Source organism: Gardnerella sp. c10Ua_31 (assembly GCF_055700915.1).
Genome location: NZ_JANUYG010000001.1, coordinates 200,480 through 223,616, shown reverse-complemented (window position 1 = coordinate 223,616; position 23,137 = coordinate 200,480). Strand labels below are relative to the sequence as shown.

The following is a 23,137-nucleotide window of genomic DNA, read 5'->3' as shown; positions in this document are numbered from 1 at the left end:
TTGTTTAGCAGCGTAAACAAGTGTTTATGTCCTCGTGCGCAAATAGATTGGAACGCATGGGTTCTAATGTACTTCGTATGTCTAAGCTGTTTCTTCGTACGCTGCGCGAAGATCCAGCAGATGCGGACGTGACTTCCGCAAAACTTATGCAGCGCGCAGGCTACATTCGTAAATCCGCTCCAGGCGTGTGGACGTGGTTGCCGCTTGGTCTAAAAGTACTTAACAAAGTTCAAGCGATTATTCGCGAAGAAATCAACGGTATTGGTGCGCAAGAAGTTCACTTCCCAGCGCTTCTTCCACGCGAGCCATACGAGGCTACTAATCGTTGGGAAGAGTACGGAGACAACATCTTCCGCCTTAAAGATCGCCATGAGGCTGACTATCTTCTTGCTCCAACGCACGAAGAAGTCTTTACTCTTCTTGTAAAAGATATGTATTCTTCTTATAAGGATTTGCCAGTTACTTTGTACCAAATTCAAACGAAGTATCGTGACGAATTCCGTCCGCGCGCTGGCCTTATTCGCGGACGCGAGTTTATTATGCAAGACGCTTACTCGTTCTCGATTGACGAAGATGGTTTGAAGTCTGCTTATGTTGAAGAGCGCGCTGCTTACGCTCGAATTTTCGACCGTTTGGGCATTAAATACGTGATTGTTCACGCTGTTTCTGGCCCTATGGGTGGATCGGATTCCGAGGAATTCTTGGCTCCAATGGCAATTGGCGAAGATACTTTTGCTCTTGCTCCTTCTGGAAAAGCTTGGAACGTTGAGGCTTTGACAACACCAGAAATGCAAGATGTTGACTGCTCGGCAACTCCTAAAATGGAAGCTCTTGATACTCCAGATGCTAAGACGATTGAAGCTTTGGTTAAAGTTTCTAACGATTTGCATCCACGCAAAGACGGACGCGAATGGCAAGCAAGCGATACTTTGAAGAACTTGATTATTGCTGTTAAGCATCCGGCTGATGCTGAGGGTGGTGAGCACGAGGAACCATGGCGCGAAATCGTTGCTATTGGTATTCCAGGAGATCGCCAGGTAGATATGAAGCGTCTTGAAGCTCAATTTGCTCCTGCAGAAATCGAAGAAGCAACCGAGGATGACTTAAAGTCTCATCCTGAGTTTGTAAAGGGCTATATTGGCTTTAGCGTATTAGGTCCACAAGCTCGCAAAGATGGTAGCAAAATTGCTTGCCCTGTTCGCTACTTGATGGATGCTCACGTTGCAAAGGGAAGCACCTGGATTACAGGAGCTGATGAAGACGGCAAGCACGTTTACAACGCTGTATACGGCCGCGATTTTGAAGCGGACGGCGTTGTTGAGGCAGCTCAAGTGCGCGATGGCGATATGAGCCCAGACGGTTCTGGCCCATTGAGCTTTGAGCGCGGTGTGGAAATTGGCCAGGTGTTCCAGCTTGGATTAAAGTATTCTAAGGCTTTGGGCTTAAGCGTTCTTAACGAAAACGGCAAAGCTGTGCCAGTTTGGATGGGCTGCTACGGTATTGGCGTTAGCCGCGTGATTGCATGCCTTGCAGAAACGCATCACGATGAAGCTGGCCTTGCATGGCCTATGGCGATTGCTCCAGCTCAAGTTCATGTTGTTGCAACAGGCAAAGATCAAGTTGCTTTCGAAGCTGCAGAGAAAGTTGTTGAAGAGCTTAGCAAGCAAGGAATCGAAGTTATCTTTGACGATCGCCCAAAGGTTTCTCCAGGCGTAAAGTTTAAGGACGCGGAGCTTGTTGGCGTGCCGCTGATTGCTGTTGCTGGCCGAGATACTGTGAATAATGGCACGATTGAAATCCGTGATCGCAACGGTTCAAACGTTGAAGCGGTTCCAGTTGATGAGGCTGCTAGCCGCATTGTAGAGCGCGTTCGCGAGCAATTGTAATCGCAATAATTTGTAACAACTAATTAGCTATTAAACAATTGAACGATTAAAACAATATTGCCGTTGATATAATGCTTTGCACATTTTGCTATTTGCATATTTTGTATGTGTGCACATTATTTTCAGCGGCAATATTGCTATGAATAACAGTAGTAAAATTTTAAACAACACTATGTTTGAGTCTAATGTTTAATATTATTAGACTTTTCTAAAAATCATTGGCGCCTCTTTCAATATCGTTGTATTGTTCTTCATCTAATTGGCCTCCAAAATCATTTATCTCTTCATTTTCTTGAGAATTTTCTTGAGAATTAGAAGAATTTGATTTAGAAGACATTGGATTTTTCATTGCAAAGTTTTGATTTTGACTATCTCCATTTTCGCTATAGTCTTTGTTTTTAGACTCTGCGTTTGCAACGTTTCTGTTTCTAGCATACGAAGTCTTAGTAAATTCACTGATTCCGCGATTTAGGTCGTGTCCGATTGATGTTGCTTCTAGAACCACTCGCGACCGGTCTTCTCCATCTTTGTGCCAAGATTCCGTATTTAAATTTCCGCAAACTACGATTGCATCTCCCTTATGCACGCTTTTTAACACGTTTGATGCTAACGACTTGTACGCTTTTACAGTCATCCATGTTGTTGGACGCTCCTTCCATGCTTTTTCTTCGTTATGATAGTAAGAAGATGTGCTTCCAATTCTTAGTGAGCATGCGGGCGAGTTTTCATTTCGACTAAAGTTTACAGGGTCGCTTCCAACGTATCCGCTGATTGTTAATGTTGCTTGTTGCTGTGCCATATTTTTCAACCTTTCAAGAGTTTGGACTGCGACTAATTTAAGTCTCGAAGTTCATCGCGCAAAATCGTGTTGATTATCGTGGCTTTTGGCAAATTCGCCGCAGTAGAATCAACTATGAATTATGGAAAATAGTTGTGCAATATATTTTTATAAATGTGGTTAAAGCCTATGTTTTATTCACATTGATTAAAAAATCTTGACAAAATATGCAAAAGCGAGTATCGGATTAAAAGTCTAAAATATATGTAGATATGTAATTGGGGGGGGGGTATACTCAAAGCAGTGATTTTCTTTTGCAGCATAGAGTGAGCTTAGATTTTACTTACTTTCTACTTACTGCTATGTGAACATAAAATTGCTAATAGATAGTTATGTTCGTATACGAGAGAGGACTACACTTATGCGCAATAAGTTGCATGTGTTTTCTGTAAAGAAATGCCTAGCTGTTGCAACATCGGCTGTTGCTTGTGTGGCAATGATTGGATCTACTGCAGTATCTGCTAGTGCATTGGTTGATTTGCCTAATGACAGCGTTGCAAATGTTAATACAAATTGGCAGATTAAAGACAATAAAGTCGCAAGCTACATTTTAGGCGAAATACGTAATTTGCGCTTAAAGTATTATCAAGATGGCGTTACACTTCTTAATGGCATGCCTCTTGTAGACTATGTTGCTTCTAAGGGTCTTACAAAAGAGCAATATATTGATGGTATTCGCTACGATCGCGCAAACGAAGAAGATGCGTATCGTCGCGCAGAAGAGACTGCTAAGCATGGCAAGATTGATCATTTGGGTCCAGATGGCGTAAGCCTTCCAGACTACACTGGTCGTAAGGCTTGGGGCGAAAACCTTGCTTGGGGCGAAGATGCAAAAGAATCTATGCACGATTGGGCGAGGAAGGATGAGGAATCCCAATTGCATCAAGCTAATGGCATGATAAACAGTTATAACGCTCACTTATATCAGATTTTGAACCCAGAAAACATTTCCTTCGGCTATGGTGAAGCTAGTGGTGGTCCTTATGGAAAAGTATCTGCTTTAACTTTGTCAACTAAAGTTGGAGATACCGACTATCAAGATGGCAAGCTAAATAGCAATAACGCTACTCACCTTGATTTTGCTTGGATTGTTCGAGACAACGACATTGCTGTTGGTGCAAACGCATATAGCAATAAGACTCTTGAGTATCGTTGGCTTTCTTACAATTTGAGTACTCAACAGTGGGCAACTATTGCTGATTGGAGTACTGGAAACTGGGCTTCTTGGGTTACAAGGCCAGGCGACTATTGGTTGCATTGCGAAGTACGCGATCCTTATACCAAGAAAGTTATTTTAGAGAAGACAATTGCTTTCCACTACACAGTTCCAAGCCAGACTGTTATTGCTGGAACGTACGCTGCATGGCAGGGTAATAGTGTTCTTCTTGGCGCAACTACTAATAATCCTAATGGCTCTACCAAGATTAAGATTTACGATTACAACGCTAAGCAGTGGGTTGAAGGATTTGATGGTCCTTGGGCTTTGTGGAGCCCACGTCCAGGTATCTATTGGACTCATTTTGAGGCATATGATCAGAACGGTAACTTGTCGGATGTTAAGACATACGCCTTTGGCGTGTGAGTCTGATTAGCTGGTCTGATTATTTGGTCTGATTAGCAAGTCACATAAACATAAAAAGAATAATATAAAAAGCCTGCTTACGTATTAAACGTTTGCAGGCTTTTTGTTTACTTGTTTACTTTATTTATTATTTATTTGATATGCGATTTACCAAATGTGTACGCGCTCGCTTGGATTGAGCCACATCTCGTCGCCTTCTTTAACGTCGAATGCATTGTAGAACAAGTCAACGTTTCTAGCAATGCCGTTAGTGCGGCACTCTCGTTATTAAGTTAATGCTATGTTATAGATATTTATTACGCGAAAATCTATAGATATTTATTTTATTTATATAAATAATTGATTATGATTTTATATATGGAAGGCAATATTTCTTATGCTATCGGCATTGATGTCGGTTTAAATTCAGTAGGTCTTGCTGCAATTCGTTTGGATGATTATGGGGAACCTATAAGAATACTTAAAGCAATGAGTGTTATTCATGATGCTGGTATTGATCCAAATGGGGCAAAAGAATCTGATACGCGTAAAGCAATTTCTGGTGTCGCGCGGCGTGTGCGCAGGTTATATCGTCAGCGCAGACGTCGTTTGCAAAAACTTGATTTTCTATTGCAATCATTGGGTTGGCCTGTTGTTGAGAACAAGGATTTAGATTTTTCTGATTTGTTTATTCCATGGATTTTTCGTGCAAAACTTGCTGATGAATATATTGCGGATGAAGAACAGCGTAAACAAATGTTAAGTGTTGCAATTCGTCATATTGCTCGACATCGTGGTTGGCGCAATCCTTATCAGTCAATAAAGTCAATGATGCAAGAGACTGAGTATTCTGAATTTTACAATGAGTTGCTAAAAAATATTAAAAAGTTTGCGCCAGGAGTAGGTTGTGAAGGTTGTACGCCTGCGCAATTAGTACGCGATTATCTTTTATCACAACAAGGTAAAGCCTCGCGTCGTTTACGTATAACTACAGACAAGAAAAGGAAAGAACATCCCAACTCATTAGATCCTGTTTTACCACGTAAGCTAATGCAAAGTGATAACATGCTTGAGATTCTCAATATTTTCAATGTGCAACATATTGATGACAAGTATGTTAGAGAGCAGATTATTAATGCTGTTTTTTATGCGAAATCTCCGCGTGGCTCTGCAGAAAATCGTGTTGGCAAGGATGCTATAACAGGAAAGGGTAAGCGTGCTCTAAAGGCATCGTTAGCATTTCAGAAATATCGAATCATATCTACTATTTCTAATTTGCGCATAAGAGAAAATTCAAAAGAACGTTGTCTAACGATAGAAGAAAAACAAAACGTTTATAAATTATTAACAACTTCTATTGATAAATTTTCAAAAAAGAAAAGCGCTAAAGCTCCATTATATACTTGGATTGATGTGGCTGATTGCCTTGGAATTGAACGCTATAAGTTGTGTGGAGTAGGTTCACAAATAGGAGATGGAGAATCTGTTGGTAATCGTCCGCCAATGTTGAATAGTGAGTTAGCTATTATTTATGCGAAGGATGAATCTTTAAGGGAATGGTGGTTGGCTGCTAATCGCACGCAAGAAGAGAAAGAAGCTCTTATTGAGATATTGAGCAACACGGTAGACATAGAAGCAATTCATGATAATCCTGAATATCAAGATAAGTACGGCTCAGCAATAGCATTTATTGATTCAATGAATGAAACAGAAATTGCGGCATTGGAAAATATTTCATTGCCTGACGGTCGTGCTGCTTATAGTTTGGAAACATTAGATGAACTCAATAAGCAAATGCTTGAAACTGATGATGATTTATTTGAAGCACGCAAAAAGTTATTTAATTTACCAAATAATTGGCGTCCATCTGAAGCTCCTATTGCAGAGCCAACAGGTAATCCTTCAGTTGATCGAGTATTGAAAATTGTGCATCGATTCCTTATAAGTGCTAAAAATCGTTGGGGCAATCCTGAACGTATTAATATTGAACATGTTCGTTCTGGATTCCAATCTAAAAAAATGGCGAATTCATATAAGGAATTATTAGATAAACGAACCAAAGGCAAAGAAAATCTTAAAGCAATGATGCGGAATTCTTTGCATTTGGGCACGAATGATTCCATTTCAGATGCAGATATACGCCGTTATGAGGCTGTTCAACGTCAGAATGGTCAATGTTTGTATTGTGGCTCGGAGATTACTTATCTTACTTGTGAGCTAGACCATATTGTTCCGCGTAAGGGGCCAGGTTCTACGAATACTCGTGAGAATTTAGTTGCTACTTGCTCATCGTGTAACGCGCAAAAGTGTAATACTCCTTTTGTAACTTGGTGCGAGAAGTCTACATATTGCAAGAATCATGATATTAGTGTAGATTCCGCTATTAATCGGGTTCGTGCTTTTATTTTCCCTCCTAACTCATACGACAAACGCGGTGCTAACCAATTCAAAAAAGAAGTTATAGCTCGCTTGAAACAAAAAGTTGGTGATGAAGCGTTCGATAATCGTTCTATTGAATCGGTTGCATGGATGGCAAACGAATTGCATCGTAGAATTGATTGGTATTATAATTCACAGAATTATCAAACAAACAATGGTATTTCCGATATAAGTAATAAATCTCAAACAAATGTTGGAGTTTATGCTGGATCGCTTACTGCTATAGCAAGAAGAATGTCTGGAATTGACGGAAAACTAGAGTTCTTTGATGGTAGAAGAAAAACTCGTTTTGATAGACGACATCATGCAGTTGATGCATCAGTAATTGCAATGATGACTCCAGGAATAGCTCAAATACTTGCAATTAAATGCAATCTGCGTGAAACACAGTTATTACAAGGCAATAAAGTGGTTCCCGGTGGTATTGATTGGAAAGAATATCCAACGGCAAATGATCAAGGATATCAGCAATATGCTAATTGGTCTGTTCGTATGAATGCGCTATTGAAACTTCTTAATGAAGAAATGAGAGCTGATCGTATTGCTGTGGTTAATTCTATTCGTTTGAGATACAGTAATTCTTCTGTTCACCAATATGAGGTACATGCATTATTGAAGTTGCATGTCGGTGATGAAATCAACAGTGAAACAATCCGACGTTCTTCTACTCCTGCACTTTATTGTGCTTTGACAAGGAATCCTGATTATGATGTAAACAATGGTCTTCCTGAAAATCCAAATAGAACTATCCTGTTTCATAATAAGAAGTTAAATGCTGATGATTCGATTACTTTTTTCGAAGCACAAGCAGCGCAGCTTTTCGTACGAGAAGGTTCTGCAGAGATTGGTAATTCTATCCACCATCTACGCATTTATGAATGCTTTAAAAAGTTGAAAAGTGGAAAAGTTCAAAAATCTTATGGAATGATTCGTGTATTTCAAAATGATTTGCATAGACATATTCATGAAGATTTATTCTCGTGTGATTTGCCTGAGCAGTCTATCTCAATGAGATATGCTAATACTAAAGTCGCTCATGCTGTGCAAACAGGTAATGCTAATTATCTCGGATATCTTGTGCCTGGCGATGAGATTATCGTTGATTTTAGTCATATTACATTATCAGAAAATATAGGTAAATTTGTAGAATTCCTAAACAAAATAGGTGCAGATTGTACAGCATATAGGCATTGGGTGGTTGTGGGTACAGACACTGAAAAAGTTTTGATACTTAAACCATCGATGATTTCTTCTGAAGGAATTGACAAGTTGTATTCGAATTGCGAGCGCAATAACTTTGATTATTCTTCTTATGAAAAATCTATTAATGAGATTCTAGCTGGTAAAGGTTGGCGTGTTTCGGTTAATGTATTGGCTCAGTATAAAGCAGCAACTATTCGACGTAATGCATTAGGTGAGCCTCGTTGGGCATCGCGTTCTCATTTACCTATTTCTTGGCGTTGGGATACTGGAGAGAATAGAGAATAGAGGAATTATGCAGAATGCTTGGCGTGTGATTGATTGTACTAATTTACAAGGTGAATTACGGTATATTCGCGGTAGGGTTTTAGTGTGTGATCACGCATTAGAGCAGAAAGTTGAAATTCCGCTAGCGGAAACGGCAATATTGCTTATTGGTTTGCATTGTAACTGTTCTGCAGGTCTGCTTCATCAGTGTGCTGAATATGGTACTTGTGTAATGACCTGTGATTGGCGAGGTGTTCCTATAAGTGCTATGCATTCGTGGATTAATGTTCCTACGAGAATTACCATCCGTCAATTGTCGCAGGCAACAATGAGTGTGCCTCGAAGAAAAGCAGCGTGGGCTCAGATTGTTCGCGCGAAAATACGTGGACAAGCAGCTTGCCTTGATTTATTAAATAAAGAAGGGGGTGGATTATTACGAGGACTATCTAATACTGTTCGTTCTGGAGATGTAACGAATAGAGAAGGTCAAGCTGCTCGTGAATATTGGAAACGTATTTTTCCCAAGGAAGAAGATTTTCATCGTAAACCAGGGTCTGGTCAAGATAGGAATGCTTTACTTGACTATGCTTACATGGTGTTGCGTGGTTTTTCCATTCGTGCAGTTCTATCTGCTGGCCTTAATCCAACAATGGGTATGAATCATCATAATGGTACTAATTATTTCTGCTTAGCAGATGACATAATTGAACCATTTAGACCAGCTGTTGATTACGCTGTTTCAAAATTATCATTCTCAGATACTCCAAATGATAAAGCAGTTAAAAAGTATTTAATAGACAGTGTTAATCAACAGTTTAATGGTTCTGGGCATACAATTCCTAGCGCCTTATCTGATTTAGCTCAATCATATGGTATTTATGTGGAAAAAGACGTGGAAGAATTTCAAGTACCACAATTCGTAAGGAGTGAATTATGAAAGTCGATGAGGACAGTGGTGGCATGTGGTGTTTAGTAATGTTTGATTTACCAGTGAAAACAAAAGTAGAGCGTCACGCTGCAACTGTATTTCGCAATATGCTGCTTGATATGGGGTACGCAATGGTGCAATTTTCTGTATATGTTCGTTATAGCCCCACTCAAACAGGAAATAGAACTTCAGTAAAAATAATTAAGGATAATCTTCCTCCACGTGGATCTATACGCATTTTACATGTCAGTGATCATCAATGGTCATCTGCACAACGTTATTACAATGCCAGGCAAGAAAAGAAAGAGGAGACTCCCGATATTGCTATGCTTTTTTAATCATAAAATGTCTTATAAAGGTTGGAATTCTACCATTCTTGACGATATACCAATTATATCAAGAATGGTAGAAGCTAATTTTCAACCATTACTGTTTCTAGTGGTTCTCTTTCACAATTATATCAAGAATGGTAGAAGCTAATTTTCAACTATTGGTCTTGTGGTAGTTTTTGCGTTTCAATTATATCAAGAATGGTAGAAGCTAATTTTCAACAGAGATTTCTCGTCTTTTTTTGAAACCTCAATTATATCAAGAATGGTAGAAGCTAATTTTCAACACTCTTAGTATGGTACATTATGCGCTTAACAATTATATCAAGAATGGTAGAAGCTAATTTTCAACACGTTTAAGCAAACAGAATATTCCAACCCAATTATATCAAGAATGGTAGAAGCTAATTTTCAACTAACGCGGTCTTTGCCGTATCGCACTGACAATTATATCAAGAATGGTAGAAGCTAATTTTCAACATATCGCCCATTGATAAAGGTGTGATGCCAATTATATCAAGAATGGTAGAAGCTAATTTTCAACCGGTCTTGGTAACTCCGTCGTCGCCTTGCAATTATATCAAGAATGGTAGAAGCTAATTTTCAACATATCTTCCATTAATAAAAGTGTGATGCCAATTATATCAAGAATGGTAGAAGCTAATTTTCAACCCAGTATGATGCAGGCACTAGCGTGGTAGCAATTATATCAAGAATGGTAGAAGCTAATTTTCAACCCAGTATGATGCAGGCACTAGCGTGGTAGCAATTATATCAAGAATGGTAGAAGCTAATTTTCAACTTATTTTGACGAAACGGTGGACGGTAACCAATTATATCAAGAATGGTAGAAGCTAATTTTCAACAGATGGACGCGCTCGAGGATTTAATTGACAATTATATCAAGAATGGTAGAAGCTAATTTTCAACTGAGATATGACAACTTTCCTCGAAGCTCCAATTATATCAAGAATGGTAGAAGCTAATTTTCAACATTCATAATCGCGGCAACAAGGTTATTACAATTATATCAAGAATGGTAGAAGCTAATTTTCAACAGAAAAGTAATCGCGTGTTACAATCGCTCAATTATATCAAGAATGGTAGAAGCTAATTTTCAACGAGTGGCACTATAACATTCACGCCTTTATCAATTATATCAAGAATGGTAGAAGCTAATTTTCAACATTCGAGTCTTTCAAAGCAATATGGCAACAATTATATCAAGAATGGTAGAAGCTAATTTTCAACCAAAGCACACAAAGGACTTTGCACACAGCAATTATATCAAGAATGGTAGAAGCTAATTTTCAACGAATAAATAAAAACGGGGAAGCTAGAAAGCTTCCCCTGCAGTGATAATCATCAAAACTGCTGAGCAATCAAACTGGATAACAAGTCCAGTCTTATTGAAAATTAGCACTACAAATATATCATTTTTAAGAAATAAAAGACAAGTGATTTTTTAAGTTTTGTTAAAAGATTTGAAAAGTTAACATATCGATATATTCAATGAATGATGCAGTTGGAAATATTACTATTATTATGTTTAACATATATGCGTTTTTTAAAAAGTGCATTCCTAGAATGTATGTATGTACATAGATAGCATCCATATATTCATAATGGGAACGTTACTAATGCAGCGTTCCCATTATGTTTTTATAATATGCGACTTATCAGCGATTTACCAAATGTGTACGCGCTCGCTTGGGTCGAGCCACATCTCGTCGCCTTCTTTAACGTCGAATGCGTTGTAGAACAAGTCAACGTTGCGCGCAATGCCGTTAGTGCGGCACTCTGCAGGGGAGTGTGGGTCGATTTGAAGGTATTGCTCCGCAATCTCGTTACGAGACTTTGAACGCCACACAAGCGCGTAGCTTAAGAAGAATCGTTGCAAAGCAGTGAAGCCATCTACCTTAGGAGCGTTAAGCAAAGTTTCGCGAATTGCATCGTCACTTCCGTCAATCTCTTGACCATTGCTCTTTTGCAAAGCAAAAGCGTACGCTTTAAGCGCAATAGTTACGCCGCTTAAATCGCCAATATTTTCGCCGATTGTTAAAGCGCCATTTACGTGAGGCATTGCATTGCGCTCTTCTTTGCTCTTTAAGTGAGAATACTTAACAATAAGCTGCGTTGGCGTAAAAGCATTGTATTGCTCAATAAGCGCTTTAGTGCGCTCAGTGAAGTTGGTTTTGTCTTCTTCAGTCCACCAATTGTTAAGCACGCCGTCGCCATCGTATTCGCAACCTTGATCGTCAAAACCGTGGCCGATTTCGTGGCCAATTACTGCACCAATAGCGCCGTAATTTGCTGCGTCTGGAGCGCTTGGGCTAAAGAATGGCGGTTGCAAAATCGCAGCTGGGAACACGATTACGTTAAGCAGTGGATCGTAGTAAGCGTTTACGGTTTGCGGAGTCATCTGCCACTCTTCGCGATCCACAGGTTCTCCAGCTTTTGCAGTATACCTACCAAACACAAATCGAGAAACTTCGCGCATATTCTCAATTAAGCCAGCGTCTTCCTTAATATTTAGAGCAGAGTAGTCAATCCAATGGTTTGTATAACCAATATTTGGCTCAAACTTGCTAAGCTTTTCCAAAGCCTTTGCCTTAGTTTCCTCGCCAAGCCAGCTGCTGTTAGAAATCGATACGCGGTATGCGTTAATAAGATTGCTAACTAAGCCTTCCATGTACTTTTTAGAAGACTCAGGGAAGTGCAAGCGCACATATTCGCGGCCAACTTCTTCGCCGCAAGCATCGTCAACAACTCCGATTGCGCGCTTCCAGCGGTCGCGTGGCTTGGTGGCGCCAGAAAGCACTTTGCCGTAGAAGTCGAATCGCGCTTGTGCAAAGTCCTCGCTTAACATGCTTGCCCAGCACAAAATCACGTGCACGCGTGCCCAAAGCTTTAGATCTTCTAAGTCGGCTTCTTGCCAAATCTTATTCAATCCTTCTATAAAGCTTGGCTCGTGAACTACTACTTTGCTAAAAGCTTTACGAAAATCTATTGGCTGATTCTTTGCTTCTTCCGAGTTATCGTAAGATTTTTGAGCAGCATCTAAGAAGGCGTCAAGATTTAACGCTTCAAGCGTTTTTGCCAAATCCGCATAATCGTAAGGATTATAAGTTTTTTGAGAATCGCGTGTTGCTACATTATCCCAATGGTTGCTTGCGATTTGTGTTTCAACCTTCAAGAAACGTTCCGATTGCTCGCTTGTAGTAGTGGCATCTCCGTAACCAGCTAATCGCAGCAACTTTGCTACCATTTTTACGTATTCAGCGCGAATCGGAGCGTAATTATCTTCGCGATAGTATGCTTCGTCTGGCAAGCCCAATCCAGCCTGCTCAATGTGCATAATATTCGTCTTAGGGTCTTTAGGGTCTCCGCATACGCCAAAAGCAAACATTGCATTTGGACCGCCGTATGGAGTAAGAGAAGCAATAGTGCGAACTAAGTCTTCTTTGCTGCTGGCTGCATCAACAGCGTCTAAATCGCTCTTAATTGGCGTAATTCCAGCTTTTTCAATAGATGCAGTATCTAAATAGTTACGGTATAAGATTCGCGACTTTTTGGCTGGGCAATCTTCGCTTTCTAAAATATCTCGAATTTGCGTTTCTGCATCTTCTGCAAGCTTGTAGAAAGCACCAAACATTGGTTTGTCTTCTGGAAGAGTGTAAGTGTCAATCCAAGGACCGTTTACGTAGCGGAATAAATCGTCTTGTGGTCGAATAACCGAAGAGAAGGAAGCTGGGTCAAAATTTACAGCAGAAATTTCCTTCTGCGATTCCTCATTATTGTTATTATTTTCATTGTTATTAGGCATGTGCCTAGATTACAAGTATTAAGCGACATCATTGGCTAGTATTTTTCGCCATATTTTGTGCTATTTTCGTGCCTGCGCGTTAGTCTTAAATCATGATTGAACTTAAAACTCCATCCGAGATTGAAGCTATGAAGCCTGCGGGTCGCTTCGTTGGTAGTATTCTTAAAGATTTACAAGCAATGACAAAAGTTGGAACAAATCTTCTTGAGATTGATGACTTTGTTCGCCAACGCATTGTGAGCCGTAAAGGTGCGTCTTCTTGCTATGTTGATTACGCTCCTGATTTTGGAACTGGTCCTTTTGCGCACTACATTTGCACTTCTGTAAACGATGCTGTTCTTCATGGTGTTCCTTTTGATTACAACCTTAAAGACGGCGATTTGCTAACGCTTGACTTAGCGATTAACGTTGACGGATGGGTTGGAGATTCTGCTATTAGCTTTGTTGTTGGAAAGCATGCGGATCCTGAGGATTTGCGCTTGATTAAGTGCACGGAGGAAGCGCTGGAAGCTGGCATTAACATGGCTCAGCCTGGCAACCGTCTTGGGGATATTTCTGCAGCTGTTGGATGCGTTGCTCACGAGTATGGTTACAGCGTAAATCTTGAGTTTGGAGGTCACGGAGTTGGTCATATTATGCATGGCGATCCGCACGTTCCTAACGATGGCACAGCTCACCACGGCTACAAGCTTCGCCCAGGCTTGGTTATTGCTATTGAGCCGTGGTTCTTAAAGACTACTGACGAGATTTATCAAGATCCAAAAGACGGTTGGACTCTTCGATCTGCTGACGGTTCGCGCGGTGCTCATAGCGAGCATACGATTGCAATTACAGAGAATGGTCCAGAGATTTTGACTGTTCGCTAAACTTTTAATAGTAATTGTGTAAAGCGTTAAATAGCGTTAAATAGTAATTGCGTAAAACGAACATAATAAAACATAAAGAGGTACTTTAAGTAAATGGCGGAATTTGATTTTGCTCAAGCGTTAAATGATGTTGAAGCAAAGTATTCTTCGATTTCTAAAGCAATAGATATTGATTCGCTTAAGTCTACGATTGCAGATTTAGAAAAGCAAGCTGCACAGCCTGGACTTTGGGACGATTCTGAGCACGCTCAGCAAGTTACGAGTAAGCTTTCGGCAGCTCAGTCTCAATTAAAGCGTTTGCAAGCTGTAGATCAGCGCATTGAAGATGCTAAAACTTTGATTGAGCTTGGGCAAGAAGAAGGCGATGCCGATTCTATGAGCGAGGCTCAAGAGGAGCTTGGCGCTATTGCTCACGAGTTGGACGATATGGAAGTACAAACTCTTCTTGATGGCGAATACGACGCGCGTAGCGCTGTAGTTACTATTAGATCTGGCGCTGGTGGCGTGGATGCTGCTGATTTTGCGCAAATGCTTCTTAGAATGTACTTGCGCTGGGCAGAGCGAAATGGCTACAAAACTAAGATGATGGACACGTCTTATGCGGAAGAAGCTGGTATTAAATCTGCGACTTTCCAAGTGGATGCTCCATACGCGTATGGTCGTCTTTCCGTAGAAGGCGGCACTCACAGAATGGTTCGTATATCTCCATTCGATAATCAAGGCAGGCGTCAAACTGGCTTTAGTGCCGTGGAAGTAATCCCACTTGTTGAAGCTACGGATCATATTGATATTCCAGATTCAGACATTCGCGTAGATACTTTCCAAGCGTCTGGTCCTGGCGGACAAGGCGTAAATACTACGTATTCTGCTGTTCGTATTACCCATTTGCCTACTGGTTTGGTTGTTTCTATGCAAGATGAGCGCAGCCAGATTCAGAACCGTGCCGCTGCAATGGCAGTTTTGCAATCGCGTTTGCTTGTGTTAAAGCATGCGGAAGAAGCAGCGAAAAAGAAGGAGCTTGCTGGAGATATTAAGGCAAGTTGGGGAGACCAAATGCGCTCCTACGTTCTTCACCCGTACCAGATGGTAAAGGATTTGCGCACAGGCTACGAAACTTCGCAAACTCAAGCTGTTTTTGACGGAGATATTGACGGTTTCATTGAAGCTGGCATTCGATGGAGGCACGAGCAGCGAGTTGCTGCAAAGCGCGGATAATTGCGTCTAGGTTGTTTTGACTTAGCGTAAAGCGCCTAAAATCAAAAACAATCTATAAGATAGTAAAAAGTAAAGAATATCGTTCAATAGTTCGTAAAGGAAAATGCAGATATGTCTCTGATTTCGCTAGAACATGTGTCGAAGATTTATCCTAAGGGCACGCGTCCTGCTTTGGACGATATTTCTTTAGACGTTGATCGCGGCGACTTTGTGTTTCTTGTGGGTGCTTCTGGGTCTGGTAAGACAACGCTTTTGAGTTTGCTTTTGCGAGAAGAAGAAGCCACAAAAGGCGAGATTCACGTTGCTGGCAATGACTTGAGGCGACTGGTAAATCGCCAGGTTCCGCAGTATAGAAGGTCGCTCGGCTTTATTTTTCAGGATTATAAGCTGCTTAATAATAAAACTGTGTATCAAAATGTGGCTTTTGCACTAGAGGTTATTGGCACGAGCCGCTCTACGATTAAGTCGCTTGTTCCGCGAGTTTTGGAAACAGTTGGTTTAACTGGCAAGGAGAATAATTATCCGCACGAGCTTTCGGGTGGTGAAGCTCAGCGAGTTGCCATTGCGCGCGCGTACGTTAATCATCCGCAAATTCTTCTTGCAGACGAGCCTACTGGAAACTTGGATCCTACAACTTCGCTTGGAATTATGGAAGTTTTGGACGCCATTAATCGCACGGGTACTACGATTGTTATGGCTACGCACAATGAGGAAATTGTTAACTCTATGCGAAAGCGCGTTGTGGAGCTTCATTCTGGTCATATTGTGCGAGATGAGCGCGAGGGTTCTTACGATTCTGCGCTTTACTTCCCAGACGCAGATGTTGAGCAAAAGTCGAAAGCTCAACAAGCTGTAGAAGGAGACTCCATTAGTGCTGCTGTTGCTGATTCTAAGGGCGATTCTAAGAGCGGTTCAAATGGCGAATCTAGCTCAAATGCTAATAGTCAATCGTCTATAAATGCAAATGGTTTTGATGAGTCGCAAGAAAATTATCGTTTTATGTCTAAACGTGCAAAGCGTGCAGTTCAAGCAAAAAAGGCAATGGATGCTGTTGCTCAAACTTTGCAAAATGGGTCCGAAAATAATGAGGGCATTGCTCGTCTTGCGCAATCTGTTCATTCTGGCAGAACGGGTAGATATGGCGAGGTTTTTCAGCCTTTAGAAACAACTATGACTTGGGGGCGTGGGCTTTCAATTCCGCCTGCTCCTCCTGCAAAAAAGTCAGAAGATAAGGGTGATGCCAGTAGCGTTGATGGGTCGAATGAAACAAGCTCTAATAGCAAAGCTAGCGATAGTAAAGCGAATAAAACAGAAGTAAATAAAACAGAAGCGAATAAAAGCGAAGCGAATAAAACAGAAGTGAATAATAGCGAAAATCTTAAGAACGAAGGAGACGAGTAATGCGATTGCGATTCATATTCTCCGAAACGTGGATTAGTTTACGCAGAAACGTTTCTATGATTATTTCGGTAATGCTCGTTACCTTCATATCGTTCTTGTTTATAGGCGCATCTGTTCTTATGCAAGCACAAATCACAAAAGCTAAGGGCGATTGGTACGACAAAGTAGAAGTGGTTGCGTGGCTTTGCCCAGATGGTACGAGTCAGGCAGCATCTTGCGCTTCTGGAAAAGCTCCAACAAAGAGCGAAATCGTAAAGTTAGAAAACATTATTAACCAAGAACTTGGCTCAGATGTTTCAAACATAACTTACGTTAGCAGAAGTGAGTTTTACAAAAACACTTTTCTTAAGCAATATCCTAATGGCTTATATCAAGGCCGCACTTTAACAGCTGCAGATATGCAAGATTCCTTGCGACTAAAGCTTACAAATCCAACAAAATATCAAGTTGTTTCCGAAGTTCTTTCTGGGCGTGAAGGCGTAGAAGAAGTTGTGGATCAAAGGCAGATTTTTGACCCCGTGTTTAGTGTTTTGAATCACGCAACAGCTGTGACTATTGTGCTTGCTGCAGTTATGGTTGTTGTAGCGATTATGCTTACAGGCACTACGATTCGCATGTCTGCGGCTTCTAGAAAGCAAGAGACGGAGATTATGCGACTTGTTGGTGCTTCTAATTGGACTATTCGCATGCCGTTTATTTTAGAGGGAGCGTTTGCCTCTCTTATAGGCTCTTTGCTATCGGGTTGCGCGCTAAGTGTTGTTGTTAAAGTGTTTATTACGGATTGGCTCGCACAAAACGTTCGTTGGATGCCGTTTGTTAATCAAGCAACTGTTTGGATGACTGTTCCAGCGTTGGTTATTGGAGCTGTTTTGCTTTCAATAATCGCCTCTGCGTTTGCTTTGAGACGATATTTGCAAGCGTAAATTGTCTTAAATATAAATATAAGTGATATAAAACTTAAGATTGGTTTGAAACGCTTACGGTTAATAAGATTTTTAATGTATAATTCGCATTAGTGCTTGTAAAGGTTGAAAGGAAAGCAAGTTGGGTAGAAAGTTTGAAAGCAAAGGATGCTATTTTTACTATTCTAAACGCGTTGTTACTAGCGTGATTGCGCTAGGCGTTCTTATGCTTTCTGCATTTACTATTCTACTTGCGTATACTCCTTTGCGTGCGAATGCTGTAACAATGCAAGATTACAACAGAAAAGTGCAAAGTAATGCGGCTCTTAGAAAGCAATTGGCTGGAGTTAGTAAGCAGCTTGCAGATAAGATTTTAGAGCTTAATGATATTAACGAGCATCAAATTCCAAACCAGATTCGAGCAGCTCAACAGGCTCAAGATCAAGCGCAACAAGCAATGAGTCTTGTTGAATCAACAAATCAACGTTTGCAATCTGCTCAAAAAGATAAGCGCGATTTGGAAGAAAAGATTAAAAAAACTGGCGAAGATTTTGACGACGCAAAGGCTGCTGTGGCTCAGCTTGCGCGAAAAAGTTTCCACGGTTCAAACGCTTCTAATGTAATGGCTATGGTAACCAATTCAACAACTACCGAGCAATTTGTTGGAAAACTTCAATCGGAAGCTGCTGTTGTTCGTAGTGAGGCGAATGCTGCTAACGATGCTGCTGTTACTTTGAACAACTCAATGAATAGGCGTCAGCGTTTGGCTGCTATAGAAGATGAGATTCAAAAATTAAAGCAAAAAGCTCAAGATCAAGCGCAAAGCGCGCAAGCTGCAGCAAAAGCTGCTGTAGATAAGCAGCGTTCTTTGCAAAATCTGCGAGACCAGGGAAGTGTTCTTAGAAAGCAGTTGGAAAGTCAAAAGAACAGTCTTACGTCTCGTACTGCTCGTGAGGCTGCAGAAATCGTTGCGTTAAAGTCTCAAATCGACGCTCAAGCTAGGGCTTTGGCTGCGTCTGCTGCAGCTCGCATGAATCCAAATGCTAATCGCCAACAAATGCGTGGTGGTGGCTGGAGTGCGCCTTATTTGCCTGCGTTGCCTCTTTCTAATGGTGCTGCAAGTGGTATGAATTACTCAGTTCCTGGCAATTGCCCTGCTGGTTCTGGTAATTGCTACGGACATAATACTGGTAATACTGCTGGAGGTTCTGCATACCCTGCTCGCCAGTGCACGCTTTGGGCATATTTGCGTAGGTCGCAGCTTGGTTTGCCTGTTGGATCATTTATGGGAAACGGCGCAGAGTGGGCAAATTCTGGGCGCAGACTCGGTTATCTTGTAAATCGCACTCCACACGTTGGTGCCGTTATGGTGTTTTCTAGAGGTGCTGCTGGTTCCGACCCTACGTACGGCCATGTTGCTGTTGTTGAGCGTGTAAATTCCGATGGCTCCGTGCTTATATCCGAAGGCGGTGTTGGGTTTGCAACTTTCCCGTCTTATAGGACTATCAGCAATGCTGGAAACTATGAGTACGTTCACTATTAATTTTTAATTTTTATGATTTGATTTAGGTATGACTCGATTTAGGTTGGTGTAGTTTGGATAAGAAACCTGGTTCAGATGGTACTTTAACTGTTGCAAGGAATAAGAAAGCTAATCACGACTATGCGATTGAAGATTGCTACGAAGCAGGTATTGCGCTTACTGGAACCGAAGTTAAGTCTTTACGAGAAGGTCGAGCTTCTTTAGCTGAAGCGTTTGTAAATATTGATAGACGTGGTGAGATTTGGCTAGAAGGTGCAAATATTCCAGAGTATCTAAATGGAACGTGGAATAATCATGCTCCTAAGCGCAAGCGCAAGTTACTTCTTCATGCTGTTCAAATTGCTAAGCTTTCTAGGCAGATTGAAGCTAAAGGTTATACGATTGTGCCTTTGAGGATTTATTTTAAGGGCAGCTACGCTAAAGTTGAGATTGCTTTGGCGCGAGGCAAAAAAGAGTACGATAAGCGACAAGCGTTGCGCGAGGAACAAGATAAGCGCGAGGCTTTGCGTGCTATGCGATACAAGAATATGCAATCTAGGTGATTCATGTATTGGGTCTATAAACGACACGCCGTATATTATTCATTTTTACGAATAATATACGGCTTTTTGATTTTGTAATTCGTTATTTTTCGCTATTTTTCAGCATATGCGTGTATGGCAATTTGTGAATATTCAGTTTTTGCATTTTAATAATCGCAATTTAGTAGCGATATCGTGTATAGTTATGCATATCACTGTAAATTATAAGTTATTTATTCTTTAAGACTGAAGGATTGAACAGGAGAAGAAAATGCTTAAGTCAAATAAGATTTTTAAGTCAATTAAGTCAATTAAGCCAATTGCTGCAATTGCAACGCTTGCATTGATTGGATGCACATGCGCATGCGGACCTGCTGATTCTAAAGCAGCAGATCCAGATGTGGCACGCAGCTACGATGTAAGCAAAGTTCAAAAAGACGAAGAGATTGCAAAGCTTGTTCCAGAAAGCGTTGCAAAAACTGGCGAACTAACTGTTGGCGTAAATGTTAGCTATGCTCCTGCAGAATTCTTTGCTGCCGATGGCAAAACCCCAGTCGGCTACGAAATCGACTTTTCTAAAGCGCTAGCAAAGTTGATGGGCTTAAAGGCCAAGATTATGCATGCTCAGTTTGATTCCATTATTCCAGCAATCGGAAGCAAGTATAACGTTGGAATCTCTGGCTTTACAGTCAACGCTGAACGTATGAAGTCCGTTGATTTTGTAACGTACGCAAACGCTGGTTTATCTTTTGAAGTTCGTAAAGGCAATCCGACTAAGGTGGATCCAAAGAATCTTTGCGGTAAAAAAGTTACATTAGAAACTGGCACTGTTGGCGAGCCAATCATGGAAGAAGCCAAAAAGCAATGCAAGGCGAATAACAATAAGCCGCTAGAAATCTTAAGCTTTAAGGATCAAACAGATGCCACTACAGCTTTGCTTTCTGGCCGCGCAGATGTTATGTATGCCGATACTCCTGTTGCTGGATACGCTGCAATAAAGAATAGCGGAAAGCTAGAGATTCTAGAAAGCAGCAACGACGCTGAGCCAATGGGTGCAGCCGTTAAGAAGGGCGATGCTAAAATGCTAAAGCTTATTAAGGCTGCAATCGATAAGCTTATGAAGAATGGTGTTTACAAAGACATTCTAAAGAAGTGGGGCGTTGAAAACGTTGCCATTAAGGAATCGCAAGTAAACCCAGAAGTATGATCTTAAAGTTGGCGTGCGTTTACAGTTACTGCATAAGTAAAATCGCACGCCAATTTTTGTATTTAATCTATAGTGATTGCTAGTTAGTAATTTGCATATGTTGCAACCAAAAGCCTTTATGGAGAAAGTATGTTTAACAGTTTAAATAAAAAGCCTTTGCAAAATTCGCAAGGGAACGAGCGCATTTTGCCAGTTAAAAATCCTGGACCAATCGTAGCTGGCATAATCGTAGCTATAATCGCATGCTCGCTGCTTTATTCTATAGTCACAAATCCGCGATTTGAGTGGGATGTTGTTGGAATTTATCTTATAAGCAATAACGTTCTTGCTGGTATTGGTTGGACTTTGTTGTTGACTTTGCTTTCTATGGTTATTGCGATTGTTTTGGCTGTTTGTTTGGCTATGATGCGTAAGAGTGTTAATCCTGTTTTGCGTGGTGTTAGCTGGTTCTTTATTTGGTTTTTCCGTGGTACGCCTGTTTATACGCAGCTTGTTTTTTGGGGTATGTTTGCGGTTCTTGTTCCTAAGTTGAGTTTGGGTATTCCGTTTACGTCTGTTGAGTTTTTCTCGATTGATTCTAATGTTGTTATGACTTCTTTGAATGCTGCTGTTATTGGTTTGTCTCTTAATGAGGCTGCGTATTTGTCGGAGATTGTTCGTGCTGGCTTGGAGGCTGTGGATGCTGGTCAGGTTGAGGCTGCTCAGGCTTTGGGTATGGGTAGGTCTTTGACTATGCGTAGGGTTGTTTTGCCTCAGGCTATGCGTATTATTGTTCCGCCTTTGGGTAATGAGACTATTGGTATGCTTAAGACTACGTCTTTGGTTTTGGCTGTTCCTTTTACTTTGGAGCTTCAGTTTGCTACTAATGCTGTTGCTAATCGTATTTATAAGCCGATTCCTCTTCTTATTGTTGCTAGTGTTTGGTATTTGGTGATTACGTCTGTTTTGATGGTTTTGCAGGTTATGTTAGAAAAGCATTTTGGCAAAGGATTCGAAGCAAAAGACATTGTAAACAATAAGCAAATCAACTCGAATGCTGCAAAGCGTGGAGATAAGGCCATTAAAGCTGCTAGCGATGCAGTAAATGGTCGCAATAATGCAACAATGCTTGGATTTAACGCATAGTTGTATTGATTGCATAATGCATGCATAAATAAGTGCATTATAAATGATAAAATTCCATTAGTTTTTATTAGATTTGAGGAAAAATGACAAATAATCTAACACTTACAGAGCAAGACGTACAAGACGTGCAAAATCAGAATAATAATAATGATATTCCAGCAGTCGTTATAAGCGATTTGCATAAGAGCTTTGGCGATTTGCAAGTTCTTAAGGGCATTAATATGACTGTTAAGCCAGGAAGTGTAACAGTTATACTCGGTCCTTCGGGAAGTGGAAAGTCAACTTTGCTGCGATTAGTGAACCAGCTTGAAACAATCACATCTGGAAAAATTACGATTTACGGCGAGCGCATTGGCGTAAAAACTGTTGTTCGTAAGGGTAAAGAAGCTTTGCAAGCGTTAAACGATAAAGAGATTGCATCGCAGCGCGCAAAGCTTGGAATGGTGTTTCAGCGTTTTAATTTGTTCCCGCATATGACTGCTATTGAAAACGTTATGGAAGCGCCAGTTCACGTTTTGCATATGGACAAAATTGCAGCGCACGATTTAGCGGTTAAAGAGCTTGAGCGCGTTGGAATGGCAGACCGCGTAGATCATTATCCTTCGCAACTTTCGGGCGGCCAGCAGCAGCGAGTGGCTATTGCTCGCGCGCTTGCTATGAAGCCAGAAATAATGCTTTTTGATGAGCCTACGTCTGCGCTAGACCCAGAGCTTGTTGGAGAAGTGCTTAATGTTATGCGCGACTTGGCAAACGATGGAATGACAATGATTGTTGTAACTCACGAGATTGGTTTTGCTCGAGAAGTTGCAGATCAAGTTGTGTTTATGGACGGCGGAAAAGTTGTTGAATTTGGAACGTCTGGGATTATTGATAATCCTCAAACTGAAAGGTTCAAGGATTTTCTGCACAACGTTTTGTAAGCATAACATATAAATGTAAATACGTAAAAATTAAAGTATTTTGTGTAAAATCATGAATAATTTATGGCTGTGGTGTTTGCTGCAGCCTTTTTATTTTGATTAGTATTATTATTCAAACAATTTTACGTAAAGAATATCTTGCGCAATGTTTAGCGTGTTTGTG

16 protein-coding genes, 1 pseudogene and 1 CRISPR repeat array are annotated in these 23,137 nt (G+C 40.8%); of the genes and pseudogenes, 14 read left to right on the top strand and 3 right to left on the bottom strand.

All coding sequences use genetic code 11. The annotated features are described in order from the left end of the window. The first annotated feature begins 56 nt into the window (after positions 1-56). A complete protein-coding gene (locus NYP55_RS00910; protein ID WP_020759036.1) occupies positions 57-1,886 on the top strand; it encodes a proline--tRNA ligase in 1,830 nt (609 codons plus the stop codon). Between the two features lie 208 nt (positions 1,887-2,094). On the opposite strand, the gene NYP55_RS00905 is transcribed toward NYP55_RS00910, so the two are convergent. Continuing rightward, positions 2,095-2,685: a single-stranded DNA-binding protein gene (locus NYP55_RS00905; protein WP_020759037.1), complete on the bottom strand. Its 591-nt coding sequence runs from the start codon at positions 2,683-2,685 to the stop codon at positions 2,095-2,097. A 400-nt stretch (positions 2,686-3,085) separates the two neighbouring features. Between NYP55_RS00905 and NYP55_RS00900 the strand changes: the two genes are divergently transcribed. Beyond that, on the top strand, positions 3,086-4,306 hold the full coding sequence (locus NYP55_RS00900) for a CAP domain-containing protein (protein ID WP_032839519.1): 1,221 nt from the start codon (positions 3,086-3,088) through the stop codon (positions 4,304-4,306). A 147-nt stretch (positions 4,307-4,453) separates the two neighbouring features. Here the strand turns inward: NYP55_RS00900 and NYP55_RS00895 are convergent. Then, positions 4,454-4,567, bottom strand: a pseudogene (locus NYP55_RS00895) (M13-type metalloendopeptidase); the annotation flags it as partial. Positions 4,568-4,663: 96 nt separating this feature from the next. Here NYP55_RS00895 and cas9 point away from each other — a divergent pair. Genes cas9 through cas2 form a run of 3 tightly spaced genes read left to right on the top strand, consistent with a single transcriptional unit; the run spans position 4,664 to position 9,457 of the window. Then, positions 4,664-8,212 carry a type II CRISPR RNA-guided endonuclease Cas9 gene (gene cas9, locus NYP55_RS00890; RefSeq protein WP_032839521.1) on the top strand — a complete coding sequence of 1,183 codons (3,549 nt, stop codon included), beginning with the start codon at positions 4,664-4,666 and terminating at the stop codon, positions 8,210-8,212. A gap of 7 nt (positions 8,213-8,219) precedes the next feature. After that, a complete protein-coding gene (cas1, locus tag NYP55_RS00885; RefSeq protein WP_020759041.1) occupies positions 8,220-9,128 on the top strand; it encodes a type II CRISPR-associated endonuclease Cas1 in 909 nt (302 codons plus the stop codon). Beyond that, positions 9,125-9,457 (top strand): CRISPR-associated endonuclease Cas2, encoded by a 333-nt coding sequence (cas2, locus tag NYP55_RS00880; RefSeq protein WP_004108445.1) that lies wholly within the window; start codon positions 9,125-9,127, stop codon positions 9,455-9,457. Before cas1 ends, cas2 begins: the two co-directional genes overlap by 4 nt. A 50-nt stretch (positions 9,458-9,507) precedes the next feature. Beyond that, positions 9,508-10,763: direct repeats of the CRISPR family, unit length 36 nt; unit sequence CAATTATATCAAGAATGGTAGAAGCTAATTTTCAAC. A 372-nt stretch (positions 10,764-11,135) separates the two neighbouring features. Here the strand turns inward: cas2 and NYP55_RS00875 are convergent. Next, positions 11,136-13,274 (bottom strand): M13 family metallopeptidase, encoded by a 2,139-nt coding sequence (locus NYP55_RS00875; protein ID WP_101896619.1) that lies wholly within the window; start codon positions 13,272-13,274, stop codon positions 11,136-11,138. 92 nt (positions 13,275-13,366) lie between these two features. Between NYP55_RS00875 and map the strand changes: the two genes are divergently transcribed. The 9 genes from map (at position 13,367) to NYP55_RS00830 (ending at position 22,974) form a co-directional block, all read left to right on the top strand. Next, positions 13,367-14,140 (top strand): type I methionyl aminopeptidase, encoded by a 774-nt coding sequence (map, locus tag NYP55_RS00870; RefSeq protein ID WP_004130633.1) that lies wholly within the window; start codon positions 13,367-13,369, stop codon positions 14,138-14,140. Positions 14,141-14,233: 93 nt separating this feature from the next. Next, positions 14,234-15,355: a peptide chain release factor 2 gene (gene prfB / locus NYP55_RS00865; protein ID WP_115793885.1), complete on the top strand. Its 1,122-nt coding sequence runs from the start codon at positions 14,234-14,236 to the stop codon at positions 15,353-15,355. A gap of 111 nt (positions 15,356-15,466) precedes the next feature. After that, complete coding sequence (ftsE, locus tag NYP55_RS00860; RefSeq protein ID WP_101889600.1) at positions 15,467-16,756, top strand: cell division ATP-binding protein FtsE; 1,290 nt, start codon at positions 15,467-15,469, stop codon at positions 16,754-16,756. Next, positions 16,756-17,679, top strand: a complete 924-nt coding sequence (gene ftsX / locus NYP55_RS00855; RefSeq protein ID WP_004130639.1) for a permease-like cell division protein FtsX — start codon at positions 16,756-16,758, stop codon at positions 17,677-17,679. Before ftsE ends, ftsX begins: the two co-directional genes overlap by 1 nt. 205 nt (positions 17,680-17,884) lie before the next feature. Beyond that, positions 17,885-19,201 carry a CHAP domain-containing protein gene (locus tag NYP55_RS00850; protein WP_223293473.1) on the top strand — a complete coding sequence of 439 codons (1,317 nt, stop codon included), beginning with the start codon at positions 17,885-17,887 and terminating at the stop codon, positions 19,199-19,201. 53 nt (positions 19,202-19,254) lie between these two features. Beyond that, positions 19,255-19,743: an SsrA-binding protein SmpB gene (gene smpB, locus NYP55_RS00845; protein WP_004130644.1), complete on the top strand. Its 489-nt coding sequence runs from the start codon at positions 19,255-19,257 to the stop codon at positions 19,741-19,743. Between the two features lie 250 nt (positions 19,744-19,993). After that, the gene (locus NYP55_RS00840; protein ID WP_004132871.1) at positions 19,994-20,929 is read left to right on the top strand and encodes an ABC transporter substrate-binding protein; all 936 of its coding nucleotides are present in this window, start codon (positions 19,994-19,996) and stop codon (positions 20,927-20,929) included. A 129-nt stretch (positions 20,930-21,058) separates the two neighbouring features. Then, the gene (locus NYP55_RS00835; RefSeq protein WP_275883736.1) at positions 21,059-22,054 is read left to right on the top strand and encodes an amino acid ABC transporter permease; all 996 of its coding nucleotides are present in this window, start codon (positions 21,059-21,061) and stop codon (positions 22,052-22,054) included. An 83-nt stretch (positions 22,055-22,137) separates the two neighbouring features. Beyond that, a complete protein-coding gene (locus NYP55_RS00830; protein ID WP_004132865.1) occupies positions 22,138-22,974 on the top strand; it encodes an amino acid ABC transporter ATP-binding protein in 837 nt (278 codons plus the stop codon). The last annotated feature ends 163 nt before the right edge of the window (positions 22,975-23,137 follow it).

Coding starts and splice junctions, on each gene's coding strand:
- NYP55_RS00910 (WP_020759036.1), top strand. CDS start 57: ATGGGTTCTAATGTACTTCGTATGTCTAAGCTGTTTCTTCGTACGCTG.
- NYP55_RS00905 (WP_020759037.1), bottom strand. CDS start 2,685: ATGGCACAGCAACAAGCAACATTAACAATCAGCGGATACGTTGGAAGC.
- NYP55_RS00900 (WP_032839519.1), top strand. CDS start 3,086: ATGCGCAATAAGTTGCATGTGTTTTCTGTAAAGAAATGCCTAGCTGTT.
- cas9 (WP_032839521.1), top strand. CDS start 4,664: ATGGAAGGCAATATTTCTTATGCTATCGGCATTGATGTCGGTTTAAAT.
- cas1 (WP_020759041.1), top strand. CDS start 8,220: ATGCAGAATGCTTGGCGTGTGATTGATTGTACTAATTTACAAGGTGAA.
- cas2 (WP_004108445.1), top strand. CDS start 9,125: ATGAAAGTCGATGAGGACAGTGGTGGCATGTGGTGTTTAGTAATGTTT.
- NYP55_RS00875 (WP_101896619.1), bottom strand. CDS start 13,274: ATGCCTAATAACAATGAAAATAATAACAATAATGAGGAATCGCAGAAG.
- map (WP_004130633.1), top strand. CDS start 13,367: ATGATTGAACTTAAAACTCCATCCGAGATTGAAGCTATGAAGCCTGCG.
- prfB (WP_115793885.1), top strand. CDS start 14,234: ATGGCGGAATTTGATTTTGCTCAAGCGTTAAATGATGTTGAAGCAAAG.
- ftsE (WP_101889600.1), top strand. CDS start 15,467: ATGTCTCTGATTTCGCTAGAACATGTGTCGAAGATTTATCCTAAGGGC.
- ftsX (WP_004130639.1), top strand. CDS start 16,756: ATGCGATTGCGATTCATATTCTCCGAAACGTGGATTAGTTTACGCAGA.
- NYP55_RS00850 (WP_223293473.1), top strand. CDS start 17,885: ATGCTTTCTGCATTTACTATTCTACTTGCGTATACTCCTTTGCGTGCG.
- NYP55_RS00840 (WP_004132871.1), top strand. CDS start 19,994: ATGCTTAAGTCAAATAAGATTTTTAAGTCAATTAAGTCAATTAAGCCA.
- NYP55_RS00835 (WP_275883736.1), top strand. CDS start 21,059: ATGTTTAACAGTTTAAATAAAAAGCCTTTGCAAAATTCGCAAGGGAAC.
- NYP55_RS00830 (WP_004132865.1), top strand. CDS start 22,138: ATGACAAATAATCTAACACTTACAGAGCAAGACGTACAAGACGTGCAA.